Source organism: uncultured Phascolarctobacterium sp. (genome assembly GCF_937920985.1).
Lineage (GTDB): Bacteria > Bacillota > Negativicutes > Acidaminococcales > Acidaminococcaceae > Phascolarctobacterium_A.
In genome coordinates, this window is sequence record NZ_CALDXR010000033.1 from 1 (window position 1) to 24,040 (window position 24,040).

The 24,040-nt window shown below is 45.3% G+C and carries 30 protein-coding genes and 1 tRNA gene; 3 read left to right on the top strand and 28 right to left on the bottom strand.

What is annotated here, in order from left to right; all coding sequences use genetic code 11:
• Window positions 1-164 precede the first annotated feature (164 nt).
• From Q0612_RS05800 to Q0612_RS05810, 3 genes are read right to left on the bottom strand one after another with little or no spacing between them, the layout of a single operon-like run.
• Window positions 165-1,376: a site-specific integrase gene (locus tag Q0612_RS05800; RefSeq protein ID WP_293823400.1), complete on the bottom strand. Its 1,212-nt coding sequence runs from the start codon at window positions 1,374-1,376 to the stop codon at window positions 165-167.
• Entirely contained in the window at window positions 1,377-2,147 is a 771-nt protein-coding gene (locus tag Q0612_RS05805) for a hypothetical protein (RefSeq protein ID WP_293823401.1), read from the bottom strand.
• Window positions 2,134-2,337 (bottom strand): hypothetical protein, encoded by a 204-nt coding sequence (locus tag Q0612_RS05810; RefSeq protein ID WP_293823403.1) that lies wholly within the window; start codon window positions 2,335-2,337, stop codon window positions 2,134-2,136. The genes Q0612_RS05805 and Q0612_RS05810 overlap by 14 nt, the downstream gene beginning before the upstream one ends.
• Before the next feature lie 173 nt (window positions 2,338-2,510).
• Between Q0612_RS05810 and Q0612_RS05815 the strand changes: the two genes are divergently transcribed.
• Window positions 2,511-3,116 carry a helix-turn-helix domain-containing protein gene (locus Q0612_RS05815; protein WP_293823404.1) on the top strand — a complete coding sequence of 202 codons (606 nt, stop codon included), beginning with the start codon at window positions 2,511-2,513 and terminating at the stop codon, window positions 3,114-3,116.
• A gap of 447 nt (window positions 3,117-3,563) precedes the next feature.
• Here the strand turns inward: Q0612_RS05815 and Q0612_RS05820 are convergent.
• From Q0612_RS05820 to Q0612_RS05910, 19 genes are all read right to left on the bottom strand, one after another.
• Window positions 3,564-3,639 (bottom strand) — tRNA-Thr (locus tag Q0612_RS05820).
• A gap of 11 nt (window positions 3,640-3,650) precedes the next feature.
• A complete protein-coding gene (locus Q0612_RS05825) occupies window positions 3,651-4,076 on the bottom strand; it encodes a helix-turn-helix domain-containing protein (protein WP_293829232.1) in 426 nt (141 codons plus the stop codon).
• Window positions 4,077-4,174: 98 nt separating this feature from the next.
• Entirely contained in the window at window positions 4,175-5,446 is a 1,272-nt protein-coding gene (gene larA / locus Q0612_RS05830; RefSeq protein WP_298881994.1) for a nickel-dependent lactate racemase, read from the bottom strand.
• 73 nt (window positions 5,447-5,519) lie between these two features.
• Complete coding sequence (locus Q0612_RS05835) at window positions 5,520-6,392, bottom strand: DMT family transporter (RefSeq protein WP_298881997.1); 873 nt, start codon at window positions 6,390-6,392, stop codon at window positions 5,520-5,522.
• Between the two features lie 139 nt (window positions 6,393-6,531).
• On the bottom strand, window positions 6,532-8,271 hold the full coding sequence (locus Q0612_RS05840) for a Na(+)/H(+) antiporter subunit D (protein ID WP_298881999.1): 1,740 nt from the start codon (window positions 8,269-8,271) through the stop codon (window positions 6,532-6,534).
• The gene (locus Q0612_RS05845) at window positions 8,264-8,506 is read right to left on the bottom strand and encodes a hypothetical protein (protein ID WP_293692322.1); all 243 of its coding nucleotides are present in this window, start codon (window positions 8,504-8,506) and stop codon (window positions 8,264-8,266) included. Before Q0612_RS05845 ends, Q0612_RS05840 begins: the two co-directional genes overlap by 8 nt.
• Window positions 8,506-10,011 carry a monovalent cation/H+ antiporter subunit D family protein gene (locus Q0612_RS05850; RefSeq protein WP_298882004.1) on the bottom strand — a complete coding sequence of 502 codons (1,506 nt, stop codon included), beginning with the start codon at window positions 10,009-10,011 and terminating at the stop codon, window positions 8,506-8,508. The genes Q0612_RS05845 and Q0612_RS05850 overlap by 1 nt, the downstream gene beginning before the upstream one ends.
• Window positions 10,008-11,426, bottom strand: a complete 1,419-nt coding sequence (locus Q0612_RS05855) for a monovalent cation/H+ antiporter subunit D family protein (protein WP_298882007.1) — start codon at window positions 11,424-11,426, stop codon at window positions 10,008-10,010. The genes Q0612_RS05850 and Q0612_RS05855 overlap by 4 nt, the downstream gene beginning before the upstream one ends.
• 71 nt (window positions 11,427-11,497) lie before the next feature.
• Entirely contained in the window at window positions 11,498-11,872 is a 375-nt protein-coding gene (locus Q0612_RS05860) for a sodium:proton antiporter (RefSeq protein ID WP_009146421.1), read from the bottom strand.
• On the bottom strand, window positions 11,856-12,308 hold the full coding sequence (locus Q0612_RS05865; RefSeq protein WP_298882012.1) for an MnhB domain-containing protein: 453 nt from the start codon (window positions 12,306-12,308) through the stop codon (window positions 11,856-11,858). The genes Q0612_RS05860 and Q0612_RS05865 overlap by 17 nt, the downstream gene beginning before the upstream one ends.
• Window positions 12,305-12,631: a hydrogen gas-evolving membrane-bound hydrogenase subunit E gene (gene mbhE, locus Q0612_RS05870; RefSeq protein WP_009146419.1), complete on the bottom strand. Its 327-nt coding sequence runs from the start codon at window positions 12,629-12,631 to the stop codon at window positions 12,305-12,307. Before mbhE ends, Q0612_RS05865 begins: the two co-directional genes overlap by 4 nt.
• Complete coding sequence (locus tag Q0612_RS05875) at window positions 12,631-12,873, bottom strand: hydrogenase subunit MbhD domain-containing protein (protein ID WP_009146418.1); 243 nt, start codon at window positions 12,871-12,873, stop codon at window positions 12,631-12,633. Before Q0612_RS05875 ends, mbhE begins: the two co-directional genes overlap by 1 nt.
• Window position 12,874: 1 nt before the next feature.
• Complete coding sequence (mnhG, locus tag Q0612_RS05880) at window positions 12,875-13,336, bottom strand: monovalent cation/H(+) antiporter subunit G (protein ID WP_293829228.1); 462 nt, start codon at window positions 13,334-13,336, stop codon at window positions 12,875-12,877.
• On the bottom strand, window positions 13,333-13,596 hold the full coding sequence (locus tag Q0612_RS05885) for a monovalent cation/H+ antiporter complex subunit F (RefSeq protein WP_021720122.1): 264 nt from the start codon (window positions 13,594-13,596) through the stop codon (window positions 13,333-13,335). Before Q0612_RS05885 ends, mnhG begins: the two co-directional genes overlap by 4 nt.
• A 2-nt stretch (window positions 13,597-13,598) precedes the next feature.
• Window positions 13,599-14,174, bottom strand: a complete 576-nt coding sequence (locus tag Q0612_RS05890; RefSeq protein ID WP_298882017.1) for a Na+/H+ antiporter subunit E — start codon at window positions 14,172-14,174, stop codon at window positions 13,599-13,601.
• Window positions 14,175-14,395: 221 nt separating this feature from the next.
• Window positions 14,396-15,199, bottom strand: a complete 804-nt coding sequence (gene murI / locus Q0612_RS05895; protein WP_298882019.1) for a glutamate racemase — start codon at window positions 15,197-15,199, stop codon at window positions 14,396-14,398.
• Between the two features lie 139 nt (window positions 15,200-15,338).
• Window positions 15,339-16,118: an SDR family NAD(P)-dependent oxidoreductase gene (locus tag Q0612_RS05900; RefSeq protein WP_298882022.1), complete on the bottom strand. Its 780-nt coding sequence runs from the start codon at window positions 16,116-16,118 to the stop codon at window positions 15,339-15,341.
• Entirely contained in the window at window positions 16,111-17,673 is a 1,563-nt protein-coding gene (locus Q0612_RS05905; RefSeq protein WP_298882025.1) for a cell wall metabolism sensor histidine kinase WalK, read from the bottom strand. Before Q0612_RS05905 ends, Q0612_RS05900 begins: the two co-directional genes overlap by 8 nt.
• Window positions 17,666-18,364: a response regulator transcription factor gene (locus Q0612_RS05910; RefSeq protein WP_293823414.1), complete on the bottom strand. Its 699-nt coding sequence runs from the start codon at window positions 18,362-18,364 to the stop codon at window positions 17,666-17,668. Before Q0612_RS05910 ends, Q0612_RS05905 begins: the two co-directional genes overlap by 8 nt.
• 230 nt (window positions 18,365-18,594) lie before the next feature.
• Here Q0612_RS05910 and Q0612_RS05915 point away from each other — a divergent pair, with 230 nt between their 5' ends.
• Window positions 18,595-19,182, top strand: a complete 588-nt coding sequence (locus Q0612_RS05915; RefSeq protein WP_293847656.1) for a hypothetical protein — start codon at window positions 18,595-18,597, stop codon at window positions 19,180-19,182.
• 419 nt (window positions 19,183-19,601) lie between these two features.
• Window positions 19,602-20,189, top strand: coding sequence for a TetR/AcrR family transcriptional regulator (locus tag Q0612_RS05920; protein WP_293847658.1), 588 nt, complete (start codon window positions 19,602-19,604; stop codon window positions 20,187-20,189).
• Between the two features lie 81 nt (window positions 20,190-20,270).
• On the opposite strand, the gene Q0612_RS05925 is transcribed toward Q0612_RS05920, so the two are convergent.
• The 6 genes from Q0612_RS05925 to Q0612_RS05950 all read right to left on the bottom strand — a co-directional run bounded on the left by Q0612_RS05925 (window position 20,271) and on the right by Q0612_RS05950 (window position 23,992).
• Window positions 20,271-20,939 carry an energy-coupling factor transporter transmembrane component T gene (locus Q0612_RS05925; RefSeq protein ID WP_293692662.1) on the bottom strand — a complete coding sequence of 223 codons (669 nt, stop codon included), beginning with the start codon at window positions 20,937-20,939 and terminating at the stop codon, window positions 20,271-20,273.
• Window positions 20,936-21,742: an energy-coupling factor ABC transporter ATP-binding protein gene (locus tag Q0612_RS05930; protein ID WP_021719138.1), complete on the bottom strand. Its 807-nt coding sequence runs from the start codon at window positions 21,740-21,742 to the stop codon at window positions 20,936-20,938. The genes Q0612_RS05925 and Q0612_RS05930 overlap by 4 nt, the downstream gene beginning before the upstream one ends.
• Window positions 21,742-22,611, bottom strand: coding sequence for an energy-coupling factor ABC transporter ATP-binding protein (locus Q0612_RS05935; protein ID WP_293829220.1), 870 nt, complete (start codon window positions 22,609-22,611; stop codon window positions 21,742-21,744). Before Q0612_RS05935 ends, Q0612_RS05930 begins: the two co-directional genes overlap by 1 nt.
• Window positions 22,611-23,186: a tryptophan transporter gene (locus Q0612_RS05940; protein ID WP_293692665.1), complete on the bottom strand. Its 576-nt coding sequence runs from the start codon at window positions 23,184-23,186 to the stop codon at window positions 22,611-22,613. Before Q0612_RS05940 ends, Q0612_RS05935 begins: the two co-directional genes overlap by 1 nt.
• A gap of 204 nt (window positions 23,187-23,390) precedes the next feature.
• Window positions 23,391-23,753 (bottom strand): type II toxin-antitoxin system HicB family antitoxin, encoded by a 363-nt coding sequence (locus tag Q0612_RS05945; protein WP_298882039.1) that lies wholly within the window; start codon window positions 23,751-23,753, stop codon window positions 23,391-23,393.
• Complete coding sequence (locus Q0612_RS05950; protein ID WP_293389878.1) at window positions 23,750-23,992, bottom strand: type II toxin-antitoxin system HicA family toxin; 243 nt, start codon at window positions 23,990-23,992, stop codon at window positions 23,750-23,752. The genes Q0612_RS05945 and Q0612_RS05950 overlap by 4 nt, the downstream gene beginning before the upstream one ends.
• Between the last annotated feature and the right edge of the window lie 48 nt (window positions 23,993-24,040).

Here is a 24,040-nt window from a genome sequence, read left to right on the forward strand (position 1 = left end):
TTATTTGTGTTGCATAAAATACCACTACATATACGGAATTTTTTTCTTACCAACCTCTTGACTTTTTATAGTTAGTCTTCCCCTTTAATTATATACCTATCAATTTGACGATTATACACTAATTGTTTCATATGATATTGCTCCTTTCAGACCAAGTATTTACACTATAACAAATCTAATTTTGCGAACGTATCAGCAGCATGTTTTTGTAGATTTGGCACCAGATTATAGTAGATATTAAGCGTTGTAGAGACCGAACTGTGCCCAAGACGTTCGCTCACAGCTTTAATATTTTCGCCTGCTAACAACAGCAGTGTTGCATGGGTATGCCTCAGACCATGAAAATTAAACCCTTCTGGTAAACCGGCTGCTTTAACTAATTTCCGCCAATAACGACGATAAAAATTAGTGTGATTGTACATTTTACCCCAACTATTAGTAAAAACCAAATTTATTTCATTGTCGTAAATTGAATGGTATTGCTTTGCATAACGATTCTGATATTCCCGCCATTCTTTCAGCAAGTTGATTGTTTTTTCATCTATTTGGATAAGTCGTTGAGACCTTATCGTTTTTAATGTTCCAAGTTCTCTACCGTTAGATCTATGCTGTAAATTTCTTCTAATCATAATATTGAATTTATCAAAATCAACATCATCCCAAGTTAAAGCAAATAGCTCCCCTATTCTCAGTCCCGTAGCAATATCCAAAGCAATAGCATAGTAATAACACTTTCGTAAGTACTTTTTCCCTTCATCTTCTATAAAATTCTGTTTGACATCAGTATAAATATAATCTGCTTTAGATGCAGTACTTAATAACGCTATTACCTGTTCTTTTGATAACGCAATTACTTTTTTATCTGCTTTTTTTAACGGCTTCGTAGTTGCAGCTGGATTCATTCTTATGACTCCATTTTTTACAGCATATTCCAAGCATGTTTTTAACGTTCTTCGCATACCGTTAATTGTAGTTGCTGATAATGCCCTGCCTTTTTTACCATTTTCACCAACCATTTGGTTAAAAAATTCCTGTAGCATTATAGGTGTTAACTCCTTCACCTTTTTCTCTCCTAAATTAGGATTAATATAATTGCGAAGAAACATATCATAATAATCGTAAGTGCTTATTTTAATAGTGGGTTTTATCACCGTAAGCCAATTACTGCTCCAATCAGCTAATTTTACATCTGATATATTAAGCTCTTTCTTACTTTGATACTCCTTAATTTTTTCTTGCAACCCTTTTTTGGTCTTAGCTGTTAAATATTTCTCATGCTTTAACCCATCCTCTCCTAAAAATTTCAATCGCCAAATATAACGATCATGCTTATTGTCATATCTTATAGATCCTTCACCTTTTGCTCGTCTCACCATTTATACTGACATCCTCTCCAAGTCTGCGCTTTGCTTCTTTAAATTTGAAATCCTAATAGTAACTTGATTATCATGTCTCTTATCTATTATTATTGTAAAATTGTGATAATTATAACTATACCCAACCATGTTTATTTCCTTAATGGCAAGCCTTAGGTAACGATTAAATGCCTTGTTTTCTTCACCCTCGTTTCTTCCGACACGCTTCCCTAACTCATCATAACTAACACGTATTACACCATTTACCTCAATAGCACGTCTGAGTACATATAAATATAATTTATATGAGTATTTTCTTTTCAATTTTATTGATATAAATATATTTTGAGATAAATTTCTAGCAATCCAATTAAAATACAGCATTAAAAATGGATTGATTTCATACATTACGCAAACTTTTCTTTTATCAAGTTTATCGCTGAAAATAGCCAAATTAGTTACTATACTTGATCGTATATTAGCTTTATTGTTGACAACCCTACGTGATATATCAAGTATAACAAAACTTAATCGTTGAAAAAAATCATAAAATCTATTATAATCTTTTGATCCTGGACGTTTAATTCCCTTTACATAAAAATAATCACATGCTGATACATAATGCATCTTTTGCGAAACAGTATTGTTATTCAACGCCCACCAAACAATAAAATCTACAAACTGATGTAACTCTACACTTAACTCATGATCATATTCCTTTAAATTATATTTTATATCTATCAAATCATACATTGGCCTAATAATTGGATTATAGCGATCAATCTCCTTCATAGTTAGCTCCCTTTGCCAAAGCTATTTGCTGCTTAACCCACCAACACGGAATAAAAATCCTACGCATCACACGTATAGATGGTATTTGACCTGCATGTACCATATTTTGGAGCGTTGCTAACGATATTTCTTGACCATATATTTCCTCTCTAATTTCCCTCAATGTGTAAAATAATTTTTCCTTTTCCATTTTTTCCTCCTTTTTGTGCCTTTTTGTGATATGTGATATAATTAGTGTTAGTTAGACTTTATTGTTCGCTAGATTATTTTTAGCGTTTCTGCTAGTTATATTTTAGCATCGTTGTATTATCAACGCAACCTTTAGATTGTAAAAAAATGTGAATTCAATGAAGGGATATTATTATGTTATCTTTTAGTGAGAGTATCAAATTACTGCGAACAGCATATAAATTATCTACAAGAGATTTGGCAATGATTCTAGATATCAAAGCTCCCTCTATTACTGCGTGGGAAAGCGGCAAAAGCCAGCCGACACTCGAAATGTTTAAGAGTATCTGTAATTTATTTGCTGTTTCTAGCGATTTCATGCTTGGTTTTTCTTCAAAAATATACAACGAAGATTTTCTCCTTGAGTTAGAGAAAGAATTAACTGCTTTTTGCTTTAGCGAGCACTACTCTGGATCTCATAAAGACCTTATACATGATTTTCCACTCCCTCAAAAATATATTGATGAAAAGCTAAGAGTAAGCAGCTATACCCAAGTTATGAGGGCAAATATTATTTTTTTGACACGCATGTATATTGCATATCGCATTGCCCGCTATACAGTAGCTGCACCCTCTGAACAACGTTATTGTAAAGCTCTGATAGACAACAAAGACCTCCTAAAGAAATACGAGGATCAGGAGTACATGTACATATGCCGCCTAAACGATGCTCTTTTCAAAAGCACTATTGATTCCATTTACGATATCGAGCAACTTCTTCATCAACGAGGCTTGGGCTAACTCCAGATTTAAACATAAAAACCAGTGAAGTTTTACCATCAAGTAAATTTCCACTGGTTTTTTAGTACACAAATCTTAGAGAATACTTAAATTTTAGCTATCCATTAGTTTGAGATGCTATATTATAGTCTTAGTCTCCAAACATCAATTAACGGTTTTTTGCACACCTCCAACAATTAGATGACGGTTTTTTGCACACTTTTTACGGTTTTTTGCACACCTTAATCACGCGCAAACCCAGCAACAATGGGCTTTTGCAGCAATCCTATATTATTATAACTAGAGCTCGCGATAATCTCGCTCTAGTCTTTCTCCCCATACTTTCGCACCATTATTTTACAATGTTGGCAGAAAGGTAGACAAAAAGGTAGACAAATCCCCTATTTTTTTTCGCACGAAAAAAAGCACCCTACGGCTTAAAACCCGCATGGGTGCTTGATTTTTTAATGGAGCTACTGACGGGATTTGAACCTGCGACCTACTGATTACGAATCAGTTGCTCTACCAGCTGAGCTACAGTAGCACATAAGCCTATTAAATTTCCTGCTGCATCGCAGCCTCTTCCGCTGCCTTAGCTGCTGCCATCTCTGCCTTAGTACGGCGCTTTCTGGCCTTCTTGGCACTGTTAATACCAGCCTTTTTGATGACCTTAGCCAATTCAGAAATAATATGCAGCTCGTCTACAGAACAATCCTTAACCAAGTCAGCCAGCTCATTGCAGTAAATCTGCTCACTGTGATGAATGTTGTCACACAACAGCTCGTCCACAGAAACATCCAGTACATTAGCCAGATGAATAATTGTAGGCAGGCCAAGCTTAGTATTACCGGTTTCTATATTGCTGATATGCGGAGTTGACAGACCAGTTAGATTAGCTATATTTCCCTGAGTTAATCCTTTTCTGGCACGAGCGGCCTTTATCCTCAGTCCAATAGCCTTGTAATCAATATCTAACTTCACAAACGTTCTCCCCTTCTACTTAATCACATACTAATAACATTACAATTATATCTGATATCATCGTAAAAGGCAAGAGCCATTTATTTTTTTATAGAATTTTATTTTTTCAACACAGGCACTGTCAAACTACCCTGCGGCATCAACAAAACCTTATAATCTTTGCCAACATATTTTTCTGCCAGCTGTATTGCTTCCTCTACACTGTCCACGGATTCAAACAGCAATTTCTTAGCAAGCTCTTTATCCAAAGCAGAAACAAGGATAAAATGCGCTTTCTTCATCAGACGGGTGATAGCAAACGCCTTATGCGCACCGATAACAAAATTCTTTTCCAGCTCAGCTTTAATAGCATCCGGCGAAGGATTTTCCTCCAATGCTTTTTCCAAAGCAGCACTGCCGCTGCCTTCTTCACATTCGCCAAGGATTATAATCACGCCGCCGTCCTTAACAGCGCACCAGGCGTTATCCATCGTCTTCTGCAGCTGGTAGATGTTAATATCCTTAGGATAACCGCCACAGCTGGCAATTACTACATCCGCAGGCTCGTTGATAGGTACGCCATAAACTTGCTCCACAAATTTGCAGGCCTCAAGATGTGCTTCATCCCAGTCACCGGCAAAAACCTTCAGGAAGTGCTTTTGCGCATCTAAGATAGAATGGAACAGGAACATCTTATGCTCTTTGGCAAAAAGACGCACGCCCTCTACCTGATCATCGTATACAGGATTACCATGCAGCTTGCCTAATTTGGCCTCCGGGCTCATCATCAGGCTATGGTTTTTGCGTACCGTTTCCATAGCGGCAACACCGGGCAGCACAGCCTTGCGTCCGCCGCCAAAGCCGCTGAAGAAGTGATAAACAACGGTACCGGTCAAAATAACCAGGTCAGCATCGCAGACATGCTTATTGAGCCATACAGGCGTACCATGCTCTGTTTCACCAAAATATTCAAAATCATCCTGCACGTGGCAGTCACTATTATACATTTTCAGGCGTTTGGCAACGTCCTCGCCAACCTGCTCCACCATTTCCTCATGGCTCATGCAGCGATGGGTGCCTAACGCAAAGACAATATGCATATCCTCATCCTTAACGCCCAGTTTATTCATTTCGTTAACCAAAATGGGCATAAAGGAATGCGTGTTGGCAACACGGGTTGAATCGTTACAGATAAAGGCAATTTTCATTCCGGGCTGCACCAGCTCATTAATCGGTGCGCTGGCGATAGGATGATACAAAGCATCCAGAACAGCTGCTTTTAAATTCTCCAGCGGCTGCATCTGCTTCATTTTCAGTTCGCCCAGAACATGCTCCTCCGGCAGAGAAAACTCCTTGTAGCCATGACCATATTTGTACTTATAATCAGTCATCTCCGTACCTCCTCCTGCTTAGCTTAAGCTATTTTACTTAATTCTATTCTATCATATCTGCTATGAAAAATGTTTATTTTTTGGGCAGTGAAAGTAATAAAACCGTGAAAATAATGCACGCCATACCGATATAGTCAGCAACTGCCAATTTTGTGTTCAGCAACAAAACTACGGAGATAATAGAAGCCAAAGGCTCGGCGCAGGAAATCAGACTCGCCTTGGTAGGTCCGACAAATTTCAGGCCTGCCAAATATAAGGCATAGCTCGCAATAGTAGCACCCAACAGCAGATACGCAAACGCCAGATAACCGCTCATATCCCAATGACCTGCAGGAGCAAAGGGATTACGCCAGATAATCAATGCCACACCGCTGATAAGCTGGCCCCAGCCAATAAGCGTTGCCGCAGTATATTTTTTGAGCATTTGGCCCGGCTTAATGCTGTAATATGCATAGGAAAGCGCAGACAATACACCGATTGTCAATGCCATTGGCGAAATCGCCAGGCTATCCAGACTGCCGTGCGTTGCGATAAGAAAGACACCGACAAGTGCGCCGACAATGCCTATCAGTTCACGCACGTCAGGAATTTTTCTTGACTTATAACTCATCCACAGCATTACATAAATCGGTGCCATGTACTGCAATACCGTCGCTGTAGCAGCATTACACAGGCTGATTGTGTAATAAAAGCCCAATTGCGCGCCTAAAATACCTAAAAAAGAAAACTCAATAATATTCCAGGTATCTGCTTTGAGAATAGCAAAGATATCCTGCTTCTGCACAAAGGCCGCAAAAAGCAAGAACATACAGCCTGCCAAAATCTGCCGCGCCATGCAAAGCCAAATCATATCTGCCTGATGATATTGATACAAATACTGTCCTGCTACACCGCCCATGCCCCAGCAGGTAGCTGCGCCTATAATTAAAAATATACCCTTAAGCATACAGATAACCTCTTTCATATATGATGATTATCAATAATATAACACCCAATAAGAATATTTACAAGACAGATAAATTATACTTTGAAAAAACTACGTAAAAGAGCTGCCGCACCTGCGTGCGACAGCTCTCAAAAGCATTTTACAATGTTGCAATGAAGTAAGCAATGCTGCTTACCAGCACCGTTAAGGTAATCATCATCGGGTCAGCGATAGATGTACGGTAGTTTTCCGGGTTATAATGCGAACGCTTACGGAACGGTTTGGCATCGAGGAAATCCATCGGATTGCTCGTAAGATCCATAAACTTTTCGTACAGAACGCCCCAGGCTCCGCCCAGGCCGCCACTGATTGCACACAGCAGCATGCTGATACGAACGATGACAAAATCAATCGGCTTACGATAGAACCAGTCTGTATCGAGGCTGAGCGCTGTATGAGGCTCCATGCGCGGCAGGAACATCATAAACGGAACCATGGTTACGACAAGAATTTCTGCGTAGCTCAGCATATGTGCTGCAGTGAACGGCTGGTAATCTGGATAACCGAACGGCAGATAACGATACAGCAGGTCCGGATATACGCCGTACAGGAAGCAGAGCGCTGCGCCAAAGCCCATGCCAAGATACATATTCTTCGGCAGAGGATTTTTAATTTCTACATTCTTATCGGCATCACGCAGGAAGATAAAATAACCCATCTTCAAGGTAATGGACAAGAATGTACCTATGCTGGCAAGCTCCAGCAGTGTATATACCCAATCATAACCGGCAGCAGATGCGGCGGCAATCGTAATCGTTTTGCTGATGAAGCCGTTGAAGAACGGTACACCGGAAATGGAGAACGCCGCTACAAAGAAGCACACTGCCACAAACGGCATCTTTTTCGCCATACCGCTGAGCTGGTTAATCTTACGGATACCGGTTGCATAGATAATTGCACCGGCACACATGAAGAGCAGCGATTTATACAGGATGTGCGAGAAGGCATGAGCCGCAGCACCGTTCAGTGCCATTGCCGTGCCAACGCCTACACCAGCAACCATGAAGCCGACCTGGCTGATAATATGGTAACCGAGCAGACGGCGCATATCGTTTTCCATAATCGCATAGGCTGCACCGTAAAGCGCCATGAAGCAGCCAAAGCCCATCAGGAAATCAGTTCCGGCAAAGATACGGATTAAAGCGTAAACAGCAACCTTTGTCGTAAAGGAGCTTAAGAATACGCTGCCTGTAATCGTGCCTTCTGGATAAGCATCAACCAGCCAGGCATTAACCGGCGGAATTGCCGCATTGACAGCAACACCGATTAAAATCGCCCAGAAAGCAAGGTCATGCGGAGCCTTAGACAGATTTGCAATCAGAGAATCACCGCTGCCAACCTTCAGGAAGATACCGAGCAGCAGCAGGTTACCGCCGAGCATGTGCACCAAAAGATAACGCAAGCCTGCGCGACGGGACTGAGGAGTATTGCGGCACCAGATCAAGAACAGAGAGGTTACGGCAAGTGCTTCCCAGAAGAAAATCAGCGTCAGCCAATCCTTAGCCAGTGTTACACCAAGAGCACAGCCGGCATAGGACATGGAGCACAATGCTTCCATGCGGTTCTCGTTATGACAGGAATAAATGCCGCCGATGCAAGCCATCAGCGCAAAAATCATGCAGAATACATAGCTGAGCTTATCTACAAACATGTAGCCCAAATGATAGCCTGTACCAAGAAACTCAATGCTCAAATCTGTGCCAACCGGCATAGAAAGTGCAGCAAAGAGGGCAAAGAACGGGCCTACAGCCAAAATGAACTTGCGCAGCATTTTCGGCACAAGTACCGCAAGAACGCCCACGGCAATGAGGATCAGACCGGGATGAAGCAGATTACTCATCGTCCTCACCTCCCTTAGGATCATCATAGTAGGTTTCATCACGCTGCAGCAGCGGCGTCATGATAATTTTTGCCAGAATAATCAGCAGCCAACAGCCGACAAAGCCGAAGAAAATATCATAGCCAAACGGCAGCGGCCACCACGCAGGACTGTGCAGATGTACGCCGCAAAGCTCTCCGATTGCGGAAAGCACGAGCACGGCAGCAGCTATCATGTAAACAGTTTTCTTGCTCATTACATCCAACCTCCATTCCAGCCTGCGCAAATAGCGTTGGAGGCCATTGTTGCCAGCTCATAGAAGTGCGGATAAATATCCGGCACGATACCGAGGACAACAGCAATAATCGTTGTAATGCAGATAGGAATCAGCATCGAGTAGCTAATAGCGCCATATTCACGAAACTCCTCCTGTGGGTCCTTGCGGAAGTATGCCATCTGTACAACAGGCATCAGATAGCCGGCAGCCAAAAGTGCGCTGGCAACCCAGACGAGAATGTACAGAGGCTTGCCTGCCTGCAAAGCACCGAGTGCCAGATTCCATTTGCTGACAAAGCCAACGAGGAACGGCGTACCGGCGATACCCAGGGAAGCAATCGTGAAGCAGGCCATTGTTACCGGCAGCTTTTTGCCGATGCCATAAAGCTCACTTATATTGTTTCTGTGTGTACGCGCGATAATCAGACCGGCGCACATAAAGAGGGTAATCTTCATAACAGCATGAGCTACCAGATGCAGGTAAGCACCCTTGATGCTCAGCGGAGAAATCAGAGCAGCACCTAAAACGATGTAGGAAAGCTGGCCGATAGTAGAGAACGCCAGACGACGTTTCAGATGATCCTGACGCAGAGCGATAAGCGAAGAAATGATAATGCTTGCCGCAGCAGCCCACGCCAATACGTCAACGACACCGATTTCCGCCAACAGCTTCGGACCAAAGACGAAGCCGATGATACGCAGTACGGCGAAAACGCCGGTTTTAACAACGGCAACGGCATGCAGCAAGGCAGATACCGGAGTCGGTGCAATCATTGCTGCCGGCAGCCAGCCATGCAGCGGCATAACTGCAGCCTTTACGGAGCCTGCCAAAATCATCAGTACGAAGATAGCCTGCAGCACCCATCTCGGAGCCATGTCCGTAGTCAGAAAGCCGCCGGGAGTAAAGTCCATCGTACCGCTGATGCAGTAAACGGCGATAACGCCGGCCAGGAAAAGCTGACCGGAAATCAAGGTATAAATCAAATACTTACGGCTGGCCATCAAAGCTTCCTGGTTACGCTTATGCAGTACCAGCGGATAGCTTGCCAGAGTCAGCAGCTCGTAAAAGATGAAGAAGGTCAACAGGTTTTCGGCCATCGCAATGCCCATTACGGCACTCATGCAAATAGCAAAAGCAGCAAAGTAACCGGTCTGCTCGCTTTCGTTATTGCAACGCATATAGCCGATGGAATAGAAGTTCATCGGTACCCACAGCATCGAAGCCAGCACCGCAAAAATCATGCCGGCCGGATCGGTACGCAGCGTCAGTCCCACGGTATCGGTAATCTGGCACAGCGTCCACTGATACTGATTGCCGTCGAGAACAGCAGGCAGCATCGACAGGATGATACCGAATTTAAGTACGGAAGCGATAACGCTCCAGGTTTCACGCAGGTTAGGCCAGCGTCTGCTGAACGCGATAAGTACAGCAGCTATAAAGGATACACCAACCGCCAGAAATGGTCTGCAATCTATAATAGTCATCTCAGAAACACCTCCGGCAATCCTAACTTAACAACATCGGTAACGATGTCAACACTGTAGAAGCCAAGTACCAGAATCATGATACCGCCGACGAGAATCGGGATAACCATGGAAAGCGGTAAGCCCAGCTTGCCCTTATGCGGATGTACCTCGGTCAGCGAAGCTTCACGCTGAATAAACATCTGCTCAATAATGCGGAAGAAATAAATTGCGTTCAGCAGAGAGCTGATAACAAGTACAGCGATGTAAAAGTACTGTGCGCCGGTGTAGGCACCAAGCATAAGATACCATTTACTGAAGAAGCCGCAGGTCGGAGGCAGGCCGATCATAGACAGAGAAGCCAGCAGCACGGTGATCGTGCTGATAGTCATCTTTTTGTTCATGCCGCCTAAGCGGTAAAGATTAACCTCACCGAAGCGATACTCAATACCGCCGATAACCAAAAAGAGGCTGCTCTTCATAAAAGCATGGTTGATAGCATGCAGCACGGCGCCGATGAAGCCGTACATATTACCCATTGCCAGACCGATTGCAATGTAACCGATCTGTGCCACAGAGGAATATGCCAGCATACGGCGGAAGTCATACTGAGCCATCGCCATAATAGAACCGATAAGGATACCTGCTACACCGAGAATGCCCAAAACGTTGAGCGCACTCTGAACTACAGGGTTATCAACCTTAAAGATATAATATACAAAACGAATTAAAGCATATGCCGGAGCCTTACTCATGCAGCCTGCGATAAAAGCAGCAGCGCCCGGATGAGCGAAGGTGTAGGCATCAGGCTGCCAGCCATGCAACGGGAACAGCGCCATCTTGATACCGAAGCCAATAATAAAGCAAGCTACAGCAATCGCAAACAGTGGCGAGTTCAGATGCGGTACTACGCGTGCAGCAAGGTCAGCCATGTTCAGAGTACCTGTCATAGCATACAGATAACCGACGCCGAGCAGATACAGAGAAGCACCGATGGTACCGATTAACAGGTAACGGAAGGCTGCCAGCATTGACTTTCTGCCGCCAAGAGCAATCAGGCCGTAACCGGAAAGTGACATAATCTCCAGATATACATAGAGGTTAAAAACGTCACCGGTGATGATCATACCGGAAAGGCCAACAGTCAGCAGACCAAACAATGTATAATAGCCGCCTACATGCAGCCAATCCTCATCCTTGACGAACGGACGGCTGTAAAGCGAAACCATCAGGGAAATAAACGTTACCACTACTGCCAGAATACTGTTTAAGGGGTCAAGAGCAAATTCAATACCGATTGGCGGTTCCCAACCACCCATCCAGTAATGCCAGGTTTTGCCGCCGGACTCCATAACTCTTTGCAGTACGATGCAGGCATTGGCAAAGGCACCTGCGATAGAAGCCATAACTATCCAGGAGCCTAAATTTTTGCTCATACGGGAAAACAACATACACAGCAACGATGCTGTTAAAGGTAAAAGTACAATTAAGACGGGAGCATGCTGTGTCATTTACTAGCCCTCCTCAATACCTCTACCTCTTCAACAGAGCCGTAGATTTCTTTAATACGCATGAGGAGTGCAATTGCTACGCCTGTAGTACCAAGGCTTACAACGATCGCTGTCAGCATCAGGCCATGCGGCAGAGGGTTAATGTAAGCATTAGGATCTGTTGTCAGGCCGTTCTGGATAGGAATCATTGCGCCATCCTTCTGTGCAAAACACAGGTAAAAATAGATTACGGCAACCTGCATAACATTCATCGCCATCAGCTTCTTCATATAGTTTTTGCTGAGGACCATGCCATACACACCCAGGAAGAAAAGAATCATGACCAGGGAATAAATGCCTTTTGTTTTCAAAAACTCATTTAGCACTTCCATCTTCGTCACCCCTTTTCACAATTGCATCAAGCAGATTAATAATTGTCATCATTACGCAGATGGCAACGCCGATTTCAATAAGGAAAATGCCCATAGCATGCATTTCGTGCTGAGGCTCCATATGAATTGGCATATAATTGTAGTTCAGGAAAAAGTCTGCGCCGCCGAACAAGGTCAGCCAACCGGTGAAAGCATACAGGAAGGTGCCAACGCCGGCAAGAACAACAGAGGTTTTGCCTAAAACATTGAACTTTGTATCAAAGCCCAGAATAAGACGTGCCAGCAGCACGCCTACAGAAAGCAATGCGCCTGCCTGGAAGCCGCCGCCCGGAGAAAACTCACCCAGGCAGAGAACATAAATGCCGTAGGTAATCGTGAACGGCACCAGCATTCTGAAGGCCACATTCAGGATAAGACCGCCAAATGGTTCTTTCATTTGATAATCTCTCCTTCCTCCGGATCCTCCGGCTCTTCCTCAGGTCTGCGTCCTACAGGATTGCTGGTCAGCACCAGCACCGTTGTCAGACCGGCGAGGAACATTACCGAGGTTTCCCACATAGTATCGAAGCCACGATAGTCGATGATGACGCCCGTTACGATATTGGGCGAGCCTGTATCCTCCGCACTACGGGAGATATAGGTCGGAGTAACATGCTGGTTAGGCGCAGTGTTCGCGTCACCAATTTCGGGCAGGTAGGTTACAACAGAGCAGAACATGCCTGTCATAATCGCCAGGATAACAGCAACTAATCCACGCATTATTTACACCACCTATCAATTTTTTTCAACGAAGCTACGAAGAAGATGGTAGAAATCGTACCGATAACAGCCTCCGTAAAGGCAACGTCGGGCGAACCCATCATCAGGTACAGCAGCACAGCACAGAAGCTGAACGCACTGTAAATAATCGCAGCACTAAGAATATCCTTGCAGAAAATAACTGCACAGGTAATGAGAATCAGGAAGACAAGTAAAAGAGCTTCAATAGTATAAATCTCCATTTTATTTATCTCCTTTCTTCTTATGATATTTATGTACCTGATTACGATTTGTTTTTACAGTCTTCTTACGGATATGACCAACAGGCTCATCAGCGCTGTGGTCTGCCTTTTCCAGACCGACAAGCTTTTTGGCGCCCTTGCTTTGCAGTGTCCAGACAGGATGTCCGGATTTATAGGCTGCCTTGCTCAGAATATGCGAGCCGATTGGATTCGCCATAAAAACAAGTAAAAATACAAAAGCCATCTTTGCCGCTGTAAGTGTAGGTCCTTCATAAATCATCAGACCGATAAAGGAAAGCGTACAGCCAAGAGTTTCACTGTTACCGGAGGCATGGATTCTGGAATAGAAGTCCGGCAGGCGCAGCATACCGATAGCTGAGCCGACGAAGAATACCAGACCGCTTAACAGAAAGAGTGCAGCGATAACTTCGCGCAGGGAGGTAAAACCAAATTGTTCAATCATATCCTTTTACCTCCTATAAATTTAGCTACAATCAGCGAGCCGATAAAGCCTAAAATTGCATAAGAAATCGCTATATCAACATACATATCCGGACGTTTGTCAATATAGCCGAAAAGTACCAATAATAGAATTGTATCGGCACCGATAACGCCCAAGGCGTTCATTCTGTCAAAAATTGTCGGTCCGTTAAACAAGCGCTGCAGCATCGTACCGATGATCAGAAGAATGGCTACCATCATAATATAAAATATAATCTGCATAATCATTCCTCACTCTCTACTACTGCAAAATCAAATTTTTCGCCATATAAATCGGCAACCTTTTTCTGCATGCCGCCATCAAGCACGCCTGTGGCCGCACCAACGGTCAGTGCATGAATCTCATACACACCGTCGTCGGTAACATTCATTGTTACTGTACCCGGTGTCAGCGTAATTGAGTTCGCCAAAATAACAGATGCCATAGGATTATCGGCTCTGAAGCGGAAGCGGACAACCTTAGGATCAATGTTCAGCTCCTGACCTGTAGTTGCCAGCAGCACGTCAATATTGGCGAGCACCAGCTGCCACATCAGCCAGAAAAAGTACATGATCATTTTCGGAATCGAAAAACCGAAAACATAATACTTTTTACTGCCGTCCTTATTCGGGACCAGCAAAAGCGGGTATGTAACCCAAGTTGTCACCACAGCTGTGAGGATACCGTATACGACAAATTTTGTTTCTGTTCTGCCTGACAAAACCATCCAGAATGCAAACAGCACCAGAGCAAGACATGTCATATGCACCATAGGCGAGCCTACAATTTTTTTATCGTTCAATACTCCCTGCTTTTCCACAGCTACCACCTTTCTTTATATTATTTTTGAATATAATAGCATTTGCGTAACCAGTCATCTGCCGATACAGATGACATAGCTGCGAAAATATAAATACCTATTTAGACAACTCTCAAAGCAAGCTATCTTAATAGAAAGCCTTCTCACTCCTATTTACTATAAATTAGACATAAAAAAGAAAATTCCTGCTATTTTTTACGAACGGAATAAAAGTTATGCAATCAATTCTCCTTTAAATCAATTAAAGAAAAGTCGCAATCGTCGACAGGCAACATTCTGCCTGCCAAGCGCTCTACTCTTGCCAGATCAGCCGTGCAGCAAACCTGCAGACGTCCCTTGCCTTCTGTACGCAGCAGGCCTTCCTCCTTAAGTGCCGCAATGGCGTCAGCACTGGTGGCAGCCGCCGGGTCAAGCACCTTTACCTTCGGTCCTAAATCGGCTTCGATTTGTTCTTTGATAAAAGGATAATGCGTGCAGGATAAAATCACTGCTTCAACACCAGCTTTTTTAAAAGGCTCGGTATACTCTGCGATAGCCTGCTGCAGCTCCGGGCTGTCAAACTGCTCACCCTCGATTAACGGTACAAACTTGGGGCAGGCCACAGGATAAACCTGCGCTTGCGCGTTAGCGGCAAGAATAGCCTTTTTGTGCAGTCCGCTGGCAATAGTAAACTGCGTTGCCAGTACGCCGATTTTCTTATTCGGACTGGCCGCCAGCAGCTGCTTTGCCCCCTTGGACATCCCGACAACCCTGAACGGATGCGTCCCCCGCAAACTGTCTACACCAAGCATCGTCAGCGTATTGCAGGCTATAACTATCTGCTTGACGTTTTTTGCTGCCAGCCAACTGATTATTTCGCCCACAAAACCGCGGATTTCTTGTTCACTGCGTGTGCCGTAAGGCGTACGTGCAGTATCACCGACATAAATAAAATCCTCGTGCGGCAACATCCGATGCAAACATTTCAAAACCGACAGGCCGCCGACTCCTGAATCAAGTACGCCAATGGGCTGCATTTTATCCATAAAAATACCCTCCCGTATTTTTTATACTTTAATACATTAATTATATCACTTATATTCGTTTGCGTATATAAAAAACAGGCAAAGAAAAATTCTTTACCTGCTCTTTACCTGTTTTACATAAAAACAATATTAACAATATTCATCCGGCCGTCAGACCGCCATCAACAGTTACAATGCTGCCGGTCATAAAGCTGTTGGCAGGTGACGCCAGACTGCAGATTACGTGCGCTATCTCACCTGCTGCAGCAATCCGCTGCAGCGGATAGGCTGCAGCTACATCCGCCAGTGTATAACCGCCATTCGCATCCGCAAGCTGCTGCGCCAGCAGCGGCGTATCCACGTCTGCCGGACAGACGCAGTTCACGCGCACGCTCGGCGCCAAATCCAGCGCCAGCGCTCTGGTAAACGCAACTACCGCGCCTTTAGTCGCACAATAAAGCGCACAGCCGTAATTGCCGCTGACAGCAGCATCCGACGCAATATTTACCACGCTGCTTTTACTGCGCAGATAAGGCAGTGCTGCCTGCGTCAAGAACATCATGCCTTTGACGTTGACGTTCATCATCGCATCAAAATCTGCTTCCGTCAGCTGCTCCAGACGCTGCTCGCGATAAAAGCCGGCGCTGTTGACCAAAATATTCAATTGCCAGTCAGGCTTAGCTTCCTGCTCGGCAATCTTTGCCACTGCAGCCTTGCATTCAGCCTGCTTCGTCACGTCACAGGCAATATACACTGCCTGTTTCCCGGTCTGCTCCTCCAGATAACGCAAAGCCTGCGCACCGCGCTCTACGGAACGTCCCAAAATATATACCCGCGCACCATCTGCCAAAAAACGCAGCGCCGCCGCCAGCCCGATGCCCGACGTACCGCCGCTGATAGCAACGCAAAGGCCGTCACAGCCGTAATTCATCTTATTCATTTGCATACTCCTTTTCCTTCAGCTCGGGCGGCAGACTGATAATAATCGTTGTACCTTCGCCGAGCTTGCTCTGTAGCTCCAGCTGCATATCATGGCGCTGGGCAATCTGCTTGGCGATTGCCAGTCCCAAGCCACTGCCGCTCTTATTATGCTCATTGCGCGCCTTATAAAAGCGGTCGAAGGCATGCGGAATATCCTCTTCCTTAATACCGCAGCCATGATCAATCAGCTTCAGCCTGTTGCCTGCCAGCTCCAGCTTAATTTCACTGCCTTCGGGTGAAAACTTGATGCTGTTATGCAAAAAAATCATCAGCATCTGCCGCAAGCGTCCGTAATCACCATTCAGCATGTAAATGTCCTTATCCGCACTGCCTGTAATCTGCAGCTTTTTATCAGCACCGAGCTGCCTGCCGCTGCGCACTGCATCATGCATAACATCGACAAAGTTCAACGGAGCCTTTTCAATCGGAAAATCTGTATTCTGCAAACGCGACAAATCCAGCAGATCATTTATCAGTCGCTGCAAAAACAGGCTTTCCTTATACATCTGCTCATGGAATTCCTCTACATCCGCCTTTTCCGTAACTACACCGTCGCGCAGGGCCTCCAGACTGCCGCGGATAACCGTTACAGGCGTGCGCAGCTCATGCGAAATGTTGGCAATAAACTCGCGGCGCAGCTTTTCCAGCTTCTGGCTTTCGGCATCTGCCAGCTCCAGACGTTCTGCCAAAACATCAAGTGTACGTGCCAGCTCGCCAATTTCGTCATTTTGCTTAATGTTGGTGCGGGCGCTATAATCACGTTCCGCCAGACGCTCGGCAATTTTTTTCATTTTTTCTATCGTGCCGGTAAAGCGCCAGCTGAGCACTACCGAAAGCAACATGCCCAAAGCCATTGCCACCAGCAGACTGATAAGCAGAATGCGCAGACCGGACCAGATAGCATCTTGCAATCCTGCTACCGGAGAATGCAGCAAAAGCACAGCCTTTACCTGTCCCTTGCTGTCATAAATCGGTCTGCCTACAGTCAGCATAATGCCATCCAGAACAGGATTATATTCTTCTATAATAAATTCTTTGCCGCTAAAGCCCTCTTCAACCTTTTCCCTGACCTGTGCAGGAAGTCTTTCGTAGGCTTCCTTAGAAGTCTTAGGCGGTTCCTTCCAGGCAATCGGCGGCAGCGGACGCTTAAAAAGGCCAAAGCCGCTATGCTCATGATGCTTTTGTACCTCACGACGCTGACGCTGTACCCTGTCCTTATTGATGCTCAGCTGACGGTTGCTGTCTACCACCCAGACGATTTCCTGCGTCACATTATCCAGATAGCTGATAAATTTGCTGTTGGCAATACCGTCACCGTGACGGCTTTCCATGCGCTCCATATTATCACTCAGCACTTCGGCAATTTTCTCCGCCCGCAGACGCATTTCCTTTTCCTTGATTTCAATCGTCTGCTGTTTGAAGAACTGGTAAAAAACGCCGCCGATAATCAGCGCAAAAACAAGCAGCACCGCAGAAAAATACAGTGTCAGCTTTAAAGCAATTTTATTATTCATCCTTGTGTCCCTCAAAACGATAGCCTACGCCCCAGATAGTTTTGATTTCCCACAGAGGGTGCTCGTACTTATCCAGCTTGGCGCGCAGGCGCTTGATATGCGAATCGACAGTACGGCTGTCACCGAAATAATCGTAACCCCAGATGCTGTCCAGCAGATTATCACGGCTGAAAACCTTCGTAGAATTTTTTGCCAGTGTCCATAAAAGCTCGATTTCCTTTTTTGTCAGCGGCACATCCTCACCGTTAATCTGCACTGCGTATTTTTCCAAGTTAATGTACAGATTTGCATAAGACAGAGTCTGAGCGTTCGCCGGCTCCTGAGCGCCCAGGCGACGCAGTACCGCACGCACGCGGGCCATCACCTCCGGTGCGCTGAACGGCTTAATCACATAATCATCCGCACCGATATCCAAACCCATAATCTTGTCGTAATCCTCACCACGCGCCGTAATCATAATAATAGGCACCATGGATTCCTTGCGCAGACGGCGGCAAACCTCAAAGCCATCTATCTCCGGCATCATAACATCCAGCAGCACGACAGCAATTTCATGCTCATACTGCAGATATTTATCCAGTGCCTCTGCTCCGTCCAGCGCAACAACCGGCTCAAAGCCCTCCTTCTTGGCATAACCGGATAAAATTGTCGTAATCTGTTTATTATCATCAGCGATAAGTATTTTCTTCATTGCGGAACCTCCTTAAGCTGCTTTTCTTTCATTATATTACATTTTAACGTCTATGTGTGTTAAAAGTATGACGCAAAAAAAGATATTTTTCAGCTTAAATTAAGTCTAAAAACATAAAAAAGTCATAAAATGCCTGTACAATATAAGCAAAGTTAAGGAACTGCTAAAAGCCGGGCCTTAAGCAAAGCAAGATTCCACTAAACGATTTAAAGATATAAGGAGTGATTCTGATGTTGAACATGAAAAAGATTCTCGTTACCGGTACAGTTTTAACAGCCTTCTGCACCAGCGCTTTTGCTGCCTCTGCAGATTGTCCGCCGCAGCCTTCTATGAGCGAGCGTGTAAATGCTATTCTGCACGAAAATGACACAGACCGTCCCTGCCCGCCGCCGGTTCACAGAATGCATCGCCAAGGTCCTAAGCTTACACCGGAACAGCGTGCCGAGCGCCAAAAAATGCGTGAAGAATGGAAGAGCATGACACCCGAGCAGCGTGAAAAAGCTGTAGAGAAAATGCGTAAGGAGCGCAAGGAAGCTCATGAAAAGTACGCCAAAGAAACTATGTCTAAGCTCACTTCCGAGCAAAAGGCCGAAGTACAGCAGTTCATTAAGGACGATATGGCGCAGCGCCAGACACGCCACGAGCGTCTGCAGCATATGACTCCCGAGCAGCGCGAGGCTGTAAGAGCCAACAGACCGCTGCCGCCGAAGCCGCCCAAACATCATAAAGGTGAATACCGTGGCTACAAGCACCATAAGGAAGAATTCCACGGTTACAGACATCACAACGGCGAATTTCCCCAACCGCCTCAGGATTAACACAAGACAAAAATAGTAAAAATTAATTAATCCTCTTTCCCTTCAATATAACCGTAAAAAGCTTCATCCCCTGGGAGCTTTTTACAACATATTCTGTAGCTTGTGCGGCAACACAAGCTATACAGCTCAACCCCTTTTTTCTACTCAATACTCATCAAAAGCAAAACCCCGCAGGCCATATGGCCGCGGGGCTTTGTATTTTTTGCGCACAACGCAAAAAGCGTCCGTTTGCCGCCGGACGCCTTTTACGTTTTTTGATGAGTATGAGTATATCATGAAGCGAAGTCAAGTTCTTGACTAAACTCTATGTATATGATAATCTAAGTTGGGTAAAAAATCTATCTACAAAAATCGAAATTCGTACTTTAATGAACACTTTTCATAAATTGTACATTATCGGGAGAGGAGCATTGCATACCATGGACAGAAGACAAAAAAAGACCAGGCAGGCAATTATCGATGCCTTTGTCAAACTGCTTACCAAAACGAGCTATGAAAAAGTCAGCGTCAAGGAAATTATCGATGCAGCCAACGTCGGACGCAGCACCTTCTACAGCCACTTCGAAACCAAGGATGATCTGGCACGCCAAATCTGCTTCGAGCTTTTCGACCATATTTTCAGTCCGGTTGTTCCTCCCTGCTCCACACATAATTTTTCCGATATGCCGCAAAACACAGAAACACGTATTACGCACATTCTTTACCACCTGCGCGACAAGCGCGAATACTACCTGGGTATCATCAACTACGATGACGGTACGCTGTTCTTACGCTTCTTCCGTGATTATATGCTGCAGAATGTCAGCATCAAGATGAGCGGCTCCTATAATGAATACTCTCAAAGAGTGCCCGAGGATTTTTTAATCAACAGCCTCACCAGCAGCTTTGTCGGCATGATACGCTGGTGGCTCAAAAACAAAATGAATCCCGGTCCCGAGGTTGTCGCCGGTTATTATATGGCATTGATTAATCCTGCCATTGCCGAATTCCAGACCAAGGGAGAATAAAAATTGTTTACGCAACAAAAAAGAACTGCTAAAGCTTTGTACAGCAATACACTGCACAGAGCTTTCGCAGTTCTTTATTTTTTAAAGGTATTTAATCCACAGCGGATAGGTACTCAGCACTACTACCAGAAGGAGTACGAAAATATCTCCGAAGCGCAGCGGTGCCGGCGGCATATTCTTGTAGGTGTTGCCGCCAAAGCCCTTCAGCTCCATAGAAAGCGCCAGTGTTTCCGATTTGGCTACCGCACGCATAACCAGCGGACGAATAACAACCAGATAAGCGAAGAAACGCTTGAACATATTGCCACGGTTAGAATAGCCGCGACAGCTTTGTGCATCCAGCGTAATACCGCTGTCAGTCAGGAAGTTAGGCACAAAGCGCAGTGCCGTAGTCAGCATGAAGGCATATTCGCAGGGCATATGGAAACGGTCTACCAAAGCCTTGGCAATATCCTGAATTCGGCTCGCTGCCAACAGGCACAAAAACGCCATCGTCATAACAAGCATGCGCAGGCCACCAATCAGCGATACATCAAGTGGAGAGCCGAAAAGCAGCTGCAGTAAAATCATCATACCGGTGAAAACTGCCAGGCCGCCGATTGCAGCCATCGTCATTCTGTCATGCTTAATGTATAGCAGCAGCGCCAGCTCCAGAACAAGAATCGTAGCTACCGCTTCTACCGGCAGAATGAATACCCAGGCAGTAACTGCCAGAGTAACTATAATCTGTGTAAAGGCTGTCAGCTTCATCTGCTTCCCTCCTTACAAATAACTTGCTTGCAAAATTCTTCGGCAGTTGCGGCCTCAATGCCCAAAGAAGCAGCTAACGCTGCTACCGTAGGACGGCACAGGCCCCAGCGCTCTACAGGCTGGCTGCCGTCAAACAGCTTCGCCGGCGTACCATCGTAAACCAGCTTGCCGTAATGCAGTACAATCGCACGCTTAGCATAACGACGTACAATATCCATATCATGCGAAATCAGCACAATCGTAATACCGCGCTTTTCATTGATTGCCTGCAGGTAGCTCATCATAGCTTCCTTTTCCAACGCATCCTGGCCATTAGTAATCTCGTCCAGAATCAGTGTACGCGGATTAAGCGCCAAAGCCGCTGCTACGCCAAGGCGGCGCTTCTGTCCAAAGGACAGCAAACGCGGATACTCGCCCTTCAGCTCTGTCAGCCCCATCGCCTCCAGCGCTTCGTTTACCTGACGCTCTATAGTTGCTTCCGTCAGCTTTTTGGCACGCGGACCATAAGCAACCTCATCAAATACTGTATCCTCTAAAATCTGCAGGTCCGGGTTTTGGAATACGTAACCGATTTTGTCGGCTAAATCTGCCGGCTCACGCTTAACGATATCCTCGCCGTCAACAAAAACCTGGCCGCTGCGCGGATGGCACAGTGCCATAAACAGACGACTCAAGGTTGTTTTGCCGCTGCCGTTATGTCCCAGCAGCGCCACAAATTCTCCGTCCTCTATCTTGCAATCCATATCCTTGATTACAGGCTGCCCACGCATGTAAGCGAAATTGACATCCTTTGCTTCTAACATCAGTCAGCTCTCCCTTCTGCCGCAACAATCCCATAGGTGCGAAAATCAGCCAGCGCATCCTCTTCGCTGCGCCAATCGCCCAAATCCACGCCAAGCTTTTCCTCCAGGCCCAGCTTAATCTGCCACAGTGACGGCAGCAACGGACGTAATACGGGATTTTCATACATTTTAGGAGCTGCAGCCTCAAAGGTATCAGCCGCCACCAGCTCGCCCTCATTCAGTACAATCATATCCGTTACATAAGGCAGCACATAATCCACGCGATGCTCAACAGCAATAATTGTTGTACCATACTGCTTATGGATTTTATCTACCAGCTTATACAGGGAACGTGCACCATCCGGGTCCATTGCGGATACAGGCTCATCCAGCACAATAATCTCCGGATGCACGGCAAGCGTTGCAGCCAGCAGCAGACGCTGACGCTGACCGCCGCTGAGCTCGTCCAGCTGATAGCTTTCGCGCCCCGGCAGACCTACATCCTCCAGTGCCTGTCTGGTGCGCTCTTCAACCTCATGCGGCGCAAAGCCGTGGTTCAGCAGGCTGAAGGCAATTTCCTCACCGGCAGTCAGGGAAACCAGCTGGCTTTCGTAGTCTTCCATAATAAAGCCTACGCGCATGGCAATATCACTAACGCGTTTGCCCTTAGTGCTTTCGCCGTTAATTTTAACATCGCCGCTGTAGCGTCCGCCCATGTAATAGGGGACGATACCGGTCATAGCCTTACACAGCGTTGTCTTGCCGGCACCGCTCGGTCCGGTGATAACGGTGAAACTGCCTTTTTTGATTTCAAAGTTGATATCACGCAGCACCAAATCCGATTTTTTATAGGCAAAGTAAAAATTCTCTAAGTTGATTACGCTTTCCATTATTTTTCATCCTCCTGAAAGTAAAACAGCTTCCGCACGGGAGCATACAGGAAGAAGGTTATCAGACCGTTAAGCAGGCCTACAATCGCAACAACCGGCAGCATAGCATAAATCCATACGTGCAGCGGCAGGCCTAAAATAAGCTTCAGAATAAAAGTAAACAGACCGCCGCTGGTCATCGTAGCAACAAAGCCAGTGATAAACGGACGCAGCTTCCATTCGCTGATACCGGTTTTGAACATAGCCTCAACCAAAAGGCAGCAGACAGTCGCACCGGCCAGCTCACTGGCAACATTGCCCAGCGGGAAAGCCGATTTGGAGGACGGCACCAGCGTCAGACCGGCGATAAAACCGATACCGATAGCCTGAGACAGCTTAGGACGCGTCAGATTGATAACAATAGAATACATAGCAATTGTCCAGTTAGGCGTTACACCGCCGACGTTAGGACTTACAGTGTGCAGAATAATACCGATTGCCAGCAGCATCGCCGTAATTGCGACCCAGCGGTAGCCATCCTGCATTGGCTCCACCTCTATCAGCTGCGGCACAGGCTTATTATTTCTTTCATCCATGAGTAATTACACCTCTCCCTAAAATAGTGCCAGAAAATAATATGTTATCATTATACTATATTTAAATGCTTTTGTAATGCTTTAGCGAAAAAAAGTATCTTAGGTTATAGCAGGAGAAGAAAATTGTTACAAAGGTAATAAAAAAATCTACCACGCTTTCGCACAGCAGATTTCTGTTTTATGACAGGTTACGCGCCGTCTTTTCTATTTGGCATTTAAAGCATCATTACGTGTGAGCAGATACACACAATACTGATTCATACTGATACCTTCCTGCTTAGCATGCTGACTCAAAAGCTTATGCAAAGCCTTGGGCACACGAAGTTTAAACTGACCGGAATACTTATCCTTTTTTTCAGGCAGAGGAATTTCCATTTCATTTTCCAAGGCAACTTCCAACCATGTACGCTTAGCGTCAACTGCATTTGCCGCTGCCTCTTCAATAGTATCCCCCATAGTAATACAGCCGGGAAGCTCAGGAAAATAAGCAACATAACCGCCTTCATCTTCATCAGGTTCAAACTCAAGACGATAATTCAGCTTCATGTAATCTTCTAAAGTTTTCATTTTTCTTCCTCGCTTTCCACAATATTTTTCACTAACTTAATATACACCTTTTTGATTGGCTTATGCTTAGGAATAGTAATAACAGCTCTGCCCTTTTTACGAAACGAAAAATGGCTGCTGCCACTTCTCGGAGATTGCATTTCGTAGCCATAGCTTTCCAATATTTTCTGCAATTCCTCAAAGCGCATATCAGGTGATAATTTTTTCAGCTTGTACAGTAGCTTTTCCCATTGTGACATAGCTTCTTTCTATCTCCATTATACTTGGTGTCATATGCGATGTCAATA